The organism is Polymorphobacter sp., assembly GCF_051860865.1.
In the GTDB taxonomy this organism is placed as follows: Bacteria; Pseudomonadota; Alphaproteobacteria; order Sphingomonadales; family Sphingomonadaceae; genus Sandarakinorhabdus.
On the sequence record NZ_JBIMKZ010000036.1, the window covers coordinates 26,937 to 31,800 of the forward strand.

At 64.0% G+C, this 4,864-nt stretch carries 3 protein-coding genes; all 3 read right to left on the reverse strand.

Features of this window, described 5'->3' with window-relative positions; genetic code table 11:
* Nucleotides 1–1,041, reverse strand: a 1,041-nt coding sequence (locus tag ACTIFJ_RS08480) for a peroxidase family protein (RefSeq protein ID WP_439533668.1), incomplete at its 3' end; no start/stop codon positions are given.
* Between the two features lie 188 nt (nt 1,042–1,229).
* A complete protein-coding gene (locus ACTIFJ_RS08485) occupies nt 1,230–2,900 on the reverse strand; it encodes a PQQ-dependent sugar dehydrogenase (protein WP_439533669.1) in 1,671 nt (556 codons plus the stop codon).
* A 72-nt stretch (nt 2,901–2,972) separates the two neighbouring features.
* Nucleotides 2,973–4,864 (reverse strand): pyrroloquinoline quinone-dependent dehydrogenase (locus ACTIFJ_RS08490; RefSeq protein ID WP_439533670.1); only part of this gene is annotated, 1,892 nt, incomplete at its 5' end.

A 4,864-nucleotide genomic window follows, 5' to 3' on the forward strand; every position in this document is an offset into this window, starting at 1 on the left:
GATGAAGCTTTGACCGAGGCCGCTGCCGATCAGCAGACTGTTGTTCAACAGGGTGCCGTGGCCGGGATAGGCCTTATCCCCCCAGGTGATGTTTTCCATTACCAGCCCGTGCCAGCGATACAGCAGGCTGAATTCCACCGTCATCCAGTTGGGCCGGTTCCAGTTGCCGCCCCAGGCCGCCTTGGGGTCAGCCTGCAACTTGAATTCCGTCGTATTGATATGGTTGATATAATCCTCGACCACGATCTTGATGAACATCACGATCATGATGTTGCGCGCCGTTTCAAACAGTCGCTCATCGTTCCATGCCGGATGATTAACGGCCAGCATGGCCGCCACGCGGTTGTGCTCACGCAGAAACAGCGTGTTCATCATCGCGGTTTGTGGCACGGCGTTCACCCGATCCCCGCCCACGGCAAAGATGGTGCGCCGTCCTTCGGGGCTTAGCTTCTTTAGTCCCAGCGGCAAGTCCAGCACGGCAAATTCCGGCTTTACAGCGCCGCTATCGGCAAACAGGAAGGGCGAATACTCCTCGCCATTTATGATCTGGCTGTTTAACCGGCCGCCGCTGTGGCTGCGCAGCACATTCGTCTGCGCTTCGGTACGGCCATAGAGCGGGGAAAGATCGATTTCGTGGTTCGATGTGGTGCGACGACGGTCTTCCAATGCATCGTCATTGTGAAGCATGGTACGTATGAAGCCGTCGGTAAGATATTGCGCAAAAGCCGGGAACAGCCCGGTGGATTTGCTGCACAACCGCTGATTGGTGCCGGGTTGTCGCTGGAACAGGGCGGCCACGTCGGCCAGCGGTGGTCGGCTGGTGCCTCGGGCTTCCACCGCCGGGCCTGACTTGGCTGGCAGCAGGCGGGCATTGTAGGTGCGGTCGGTCAGACCAGACCAGCTGATGTAATCATGCCGGGTCGACCATGGGTGCGGCCGGGTGCGACACACATTCACCGCGCGGTCGATCACCAACCGGTTCACATCGTCATCGAGATCCAACGCTTCCAGCGCCTTGATGACGATTGAAAGTAACGACATGGCCCACCATCCCCTGATCGCTGATCAAGGATAACACGCGCCGGAAAAAGCGGCCACTATCCTTTGCTGGCGGTGCTGTCAGTCTAACGGCAACTTGTCTCCGCCAGACACGGGGCTGCCCAAACTCGTCTGGCTCTTGCTCATGACTGCCATCGAGCCTTCCAGGCGTGCAGGGCCGGTGCATGAGTTCACGGCCTGGGTTCGCCTGTTGCCTCGAGATAGCTGGTAATTTGCAGCACAGCCTCCAGATCGTCCATCGGCGAAACGGCCATCTTGGTCCCGGGATAATAAGCCTGCGGGTTCGAGATAAAGGCAACCAGGGCATCCCGGTCCCATTTGACCGAGGTTTTTTCATCCCGCATCGCCGCTGAAAAGGCATATCCCGCAAGTTGCCCCGATTGCCGACCTGCCACCCCGTTCAGATTGGGACCAATCTCGCCGGTCGTGAAACTGCCGGCCACATGACAACTCGCGCAATTCTGCCCGAACAACGTTTTGGCCCGTTCCGGATCATATTTGAAGTTGAACAGGATCTGGGTGAACTTCTCCTGATAGACCCCGCGGCTGGCGAAATCCTCGATCATGCCGCCTTTCGCCGTGTTGCCGAAGGGCTTTGCAACCCGCGTCGCTTCGGCCGCCGTCGGCGTGCCCGGCCGCACACGCAGCAGCCGCCCGCGCGCCGCGTCGGTCACAGCATAGATATATCCATCCGGCCCCACCGCCACCGACCGTATCCGCTCATCAAGTTCGCTGAGCAAGGCCTCTTCCTGCACGACCTTGCCGTTCCGCACACGCAGACGACGCACCACATGGCCCATCAGTTCAGCCGTAAACAGGTCTCCGCGCCATTCCGGGAAGCGGTTTCCATCATAATAGACCAGATCGGACGGCGCGCGCGAGGGCGACCAGACCGCCACAGGATCGACATAGTCCGGCGACTCCTGGATATCCGACATCGACCGCCCGGTGTAATCGAACCCCCATGTCACGCGCGGCCAGCCATAATTGCCGCCGGGCTTGAGCAAATTCAGCTCGTCGCCCCCCTTGGGTCCGATATCGATCGACCAGATCGCCCCGTCAGCCGCACGCGTAAGGCCGGCTGCGTTGCGAAACCCCGTGGCCCAAAGCTCCGGCAGAGCGCCGTCAATCTTGCTGAACGGCCCATCGGCCACCGGACTGCCGTCGCGGTTCAGGTGAATGACCTTTCCGGAATGATTGTCGGTTCGCTGGACCATCCCGCGGCTGCCTTGCCCGCCCGAGCCGACGCCAACCAGCATGGTCTTGTCCGGCAAAAACAGGATCCGCAGGATATTGGGTCCGCCCGGGGGCGCCGGCGTGGATGTGCTGAAGATTACCTGAGGCTCAACCAGCTGGTTCCCCTCCAGCCGTGCCCGCATGATCGATCCTGTCCGCGCGCTGTCCGTGCCGGTCATGAAGGTCAGGAAAAGCAGGCGGCTGGTCTTGAAGTCAGGGTCCGGCTTCACGTCGAGAAGACCATCGAATATGCTGGTGTTCAGCACCTTCGGCACGCCGGCCACCGGCTCGGGCAGCAGCGCCCCGTCCCGGATCACCCGCAGCTTGCCCGGGCGTTCGGTTACGAGCATGTCGCCGTTCGGCAGCCAGGTCATGGCCCAGGGATGGTCCAATCCGTCCACCACCTGCTCAACCCAATAGCCGGACTGCGAGGCTGCGTTTTCAGTATTCGCCGGGTTGCAGCCCGTAGCAAACAGCGCGGCTGTCAAGATCAGCATGGCCCGGGGCAAAGCAGAAACGCCCGTCATCTCTTCCTTGCCATTTTCAATCATCAACAAACCTTCCACGCGGTCATGATAGAATGGGCTCCGAGCGTCTTCAGCCATGCGCCCACCCTCGCGCCCGGGCCTGCATCAATCCTGCTGAACGCGACGCAGCCCTTCGATATGCGTGCCGGCTCACTTAGAGGGCAAAGCATAAGCGATGATCTCGTCCGACGCGCCGGTCTGGAACCACATGTGCTTGCCGGACGCGATGACGACGAATTGCCGCCCGCCGGCCATGTAGCTCATCGGCGTGGTCTGGCTGCCGCCGGGCAGCTTGTCGCGCCACAGCTCCTTGCCGGTCTTCATGTCGATCGCTCGCAGATAGCCGTCCATGGTCGCGGCGATGAACATCACGCCGCCGGCCGTCGTCACCGGCCCGCCGAGATTGGGGGTGCCGAGCTTGAGGTCGAAGCCGAGCGGGAATGGGAATTCATGATTGATGGTGCCGAGCGGCACGTCCCAGAGCGTGGCGCCGGTGGCGAGGTCGATGGCGGTCAGCCCGCCCCAGGGCGGCTTGGTGCAGGGTGCGCCGAGCGGTGACAGCAGCCACTCGCGCTTGACGTCATAGGGCGTGCCGGCCATCGGCGAGATGTCCTCGGTGGCCGACAGCTGCACGGTCTCGCTGCCGCCGGGCTGGCGCTTGCGCAGCTTGATCACCGAGGCGACGCGGCTCGAGTTGATGAAATAGACCTGCCGGGCCGGATCGATGGCCCCTGCCCCCCAATTGGCGCCGCCCGAGGCGGCCGGATAGGTGATGGTCCCGCGCTCGGTGATCGGCGTGTACAAGCCCTCACTGCGGTACTGGGCAATCAGGTCCCGGCACTTGCCCCGGTCCCAGAAGGTGAAGCCCCAGGCGTCGTCGGGCGTCACCTTTTGCGGCACAATCGCCTTTGGCAGGCGCGGGCGCGGCTGGGTAGGCGACAGCCATTCGCCGGGCACGCCGCCCTGTGGCACCGGCACCTCGTCGATCGGGAACAGCGGCGCGCCGGTGCGGCGATCGAGGATGAAGACATAGCCCTGCTTGGTCGGCTGGACGAGCGCCGGGATGCGCTGCCCGTTCCGGACGATGTCGGTCAGAGTCGGCTGGGCCGGGGTATCATAGTCCCAGATGTCATGGTGGATCAGCTGGCGCGCCCAGACCAGCGCGCCTGTGGCGGCATCGAGCGCGACGATGCTGTTGGCGTGGCGGTTGTCGCCGGGGCGGAGACCGCCGTAATAATCGGGCGAGGCGCTGGAGGTGGGCAGGAAGACCAGCCCGCGTTCCTCGTCGGCGGCCATCACCGACCACATGTTGGCAGCGCCCGTGGTTTGCCGGCTGTCCCCGCCCCAGTCCTTATCCGAACCGCCCTCCTGAGGGATCGGGTCGAACGTCCAGGCCGGCGCGCCGGTGCGGACGTCATAGGCGCGGATGATGCCGCGCGGCGCTGAGGCACGGACATTGTCCAGCACCGAGGAGCCGACGACGATCCGGCCCGAAACGATCGCCGGCGGCGAGGCCAGCTTGACCTCGCCATTGTGATGGACCGGGCCGGGATCGACCTTGACGATGCCGCTTTCGCCGAAGCCGGCACAGGGCGTGCCGGTGCGGGCATCGAGCGCGATCAGCCGCAGGTCGATGCTGGCGAGGATGATCCGGTCCCGGCAGGGGGCGCCGTCCGGCAACGCGGGGTCGCGCCACTGGGAGACGCCACGGCAGGCATATTGATCAGGCAGCGCCAGTGTCGGATCGACGGTGGGATCATAGGTCCAGATTTCGCGGCCGGTCGCAGGATCGAGCGCAATGACGCGCGAAAAGGGTGTGCAGGTGACGAGGTGGCCGGCGGCGAGGATCGGGGTCGTCTCATTCGTGCTGTTGGTCTGCATCGCCGCCGAGCGGCGGCCGAGCTCGCCGGTGCTGTAGCGCCAGGCGACTTTCAGATGGGCGACATTGCCGGGGACTATTTGGGCGGCCGGCGTGTAGCGGGTGCCGGCGCTCGTGGCGCCCCATTGGGCCCAGTCGGTGTCGGCCGGGCCGCCGGCGGGGA

What these genes read in the sequence shown, in the direction of transcription:
- ACTIFJ_RS08485 (WP_439533669.1), bottom strand. Translation starts at nt 2,900, where the DNA reads ATGGCTGAAGACGCTCGGAGCCCATTCTATCATGACCGCGTGGAAGGT.